Origin of the sequence: Streptomyces sp. NPDC090442 (genome assembly GCF_044769405.1) — a bacterium.
Classification (GTDB): domain Bacteria; phylum Actinomycetota; class Actinomycetes; order Streptomycetales; family Streptomycetaceae; genus Streptomyces.
In genome coordinates this window covers 1-2,189 of record NZ_JBIVXW010000217.1, presented here as the reverse complement: position 1 = coordinate 2,189, position 2,189 = coordinate 1, and the positions used below count along the sequence as shown (strand labels likewise).

Sequence of the window (2,189 nt, the reverse complement as noted above, 5' to 3'; positions counted from 1 at the left end):
CCCGCGCCGGCCCCCCCCCCCCACCGCGCCCCCCACCACCCCCCCCCCCCCCCCGCCCCCCCCCCACCCCCCCCCCCCCACAAACCCCGGGGGGGGGGCCCCCCCGGGCCCCCCCCTTCTCGCCGTCTCGGCTACCTCGGCGCACCTACGCGCCGACTCGCCTACTCACCCTTGTCCGTGCCCTCCTCGGAACCGGACCCGACCTTGCGCTCAACCTCGGACGCGGACTCGGCCTCCGCCTCGTCCTCCTCCAACGCATCGGTGAACTGCACCCCGTCCAGCTCCGCCAGCCGGTCCGACGCGTCCGTGGCACCGGCCTGATCGGCCTCCAGCGCCCTGGCGAACCATTCCCGCGCCTCGCCCTCGCGCCCGACCTCCAACAGCGCGTCCGCATACGCGTACCGCAGCCGGGCCGTCCACGGGTGCACCGCACCGGACGCCAACTCGGGGCTCTGCAGCGTCACCACCGCGGCGTCCGCCTGCCCCATGTCCCGCCGGGCCCCGGCCGCGACCAGCCGCATCTCGACCTGGCCGGCCCGGTCCAACCGCTGCACCTCGGACTCGCCGGCCATCGCCAGCGCCTTCTCCGGCCGCCCGAGCCCCCGCTCGCAGTCGGCCATGACCGGCCACAGCTCCGCGCTGCCGGTCATCCGCCGCGCCGCCCGGAACTCCTTCAGCGCCTCGCCGTACTTCCCGGACGCGTACGCCGCGAAGCCCGCGGCCTCACGCACCGCCGCAACCCGGGACGCCAGCCGCAGCGCCACCAGCGAGTACCCGTACGCCTTCTCCGGCTCCTCGTCGAGCAGCCGCGCGACCATCACCAGGTTCTTGGCGACATCCTCGGCGAGCGTCTTCGGCAGGCTCTGCAGCTCCTGCCGCACCGCCTTGTCGATCTCCTCGCCGGTCACGTCCTCCGGAATCGGCAGCCGCTTGATCGGCTCCCGATCCCGCCGGTCGTCCCGACGGTCATCCCGCCGGTCGTCCCGCCGGAACCCCCCACGGTCATCCCGCCGGAAGCCCCCACGCTCGCCACCGCGGTCATCCCGTCGGAACCCACCACGGTCGTCCCGCCGGTCGTCGCGACGGAACCCACCCCGCTCGCCACCGCGCTCGTCACGCCGGAAGCCCCCACGGTCACCACCGCGGTCATCCCGTCGGAATCCACCACGGTCGCCGCCGCGGTCATCACGCCGGAACCCACCACGGTCGCCACCGCGGTCATCACGCCGCTCATCCCGACGATCGTCACGCCGGAACCCACCGCGCTCCCCGCCACGCTCGCCGCCCCGATCGTCCCGACGGAATCCCCCACGGTCGCCGCCACGGTCATCGCGACGGAACCCGCCCCGGTCGCCGCCACGGTCATCACGCCGCTCGTCCCGACGGAAGCCGCCGCGATCGTCCCGACGGTCGTCGCGACGGAACCCACCACGGTCGCCACCGCGGTCATCACGCCGCTCATCCCGACGGTCATCACGCCGGAATCCGCCGCGCTCCCCGCCGCGGTCGTCCCGACGGAATCCCCCACGGTCGCCGCCACGGTCATCACGCCGCTCGTCCCGACGGTCATCACGCCGGAACCCACCACGGTCGCCGCCGCGGTCATCACGACGGAACCCGCCGCGCTCGCCGCCGCGGTCGTCCCGACGGAACCCACCACGGTCGTCCCGACGGTCGTCGCGTCGGAACCCGCCGCGCTCGCCGCCACGCTCGTCCCGCCGCTCATCGCGCCGGAACCCACCACGGTCGCCGCCGCGGTCATCACGCCGCTCGTCCCGACGGAAGCCGCCCCGCTCCCCGCCCCGGTCATCGCGACGGAAGCCGCCACGCTCGCCGCCGCGGCCGTCCCGGCCCTCGCGACGGAAGCCGCCCCGGTCGTCACGCCGGTCATCCCGACGGAAACCACCGCGGTCGCCGTCGTCGCGCCTCGGCCGGCGCTCCGAACGATCGTCGGAAGAGTTGGTGGACATCGACGTGACTCCTGTCTTCGGTACTGCGTTCATTCTCACGCACCGACCCCTGCGGCGCGCTCCGGCAAAACAAAAGGACCCCTGGTCCCAGCTGAACGCTGGGACCAGGGGTCCTGGAAAAATTGTTCGGCGGCGTCCTACTCTCCCACAGGGTCCCCCCTGCAGTACCATCGGCGCTGAAAGGCTTAGCTTCCGGGTTCGAAATGTAACCGGGCGTTT

The 2,189-nt window shown here is 73.9% G+C and carries 2 protein-coding genes and 1 rRNA gene; all 3 read right to left on the bottom strand.

What is annotated here, in order from left to right:
* Positions 1–161: 161 nt before the first annotated feature.
* A complete protein-coding gene (locus ACIQU6_RS44475; protein ID WP_403488401.1) occupies positions 162–881 on the bottom strand; it encodes a hypothetical protein in 720 nt (239 codons plus the stop codon).
* 23 nt (positions 882–904) lie between these two features.
* A complete protein-coding gene (locus tag ACIQU6_RS44470) occupies positions 905–1,891 on the bottom strand; it encodes a hypothetical protein (protein ID WP_403488399.1) in 987 nt (328 codons plus the stop codon).
* A 203-nt stretch (positions 1,892–2,094) separates the two neighbouring features.
* Positions 2,095–2,189: ribosomal RNA gene (gene rrf / locus ACIQU6_RS44465) — 5S ribosomal RNA — on the bottom strand; the annotation flags it as partial.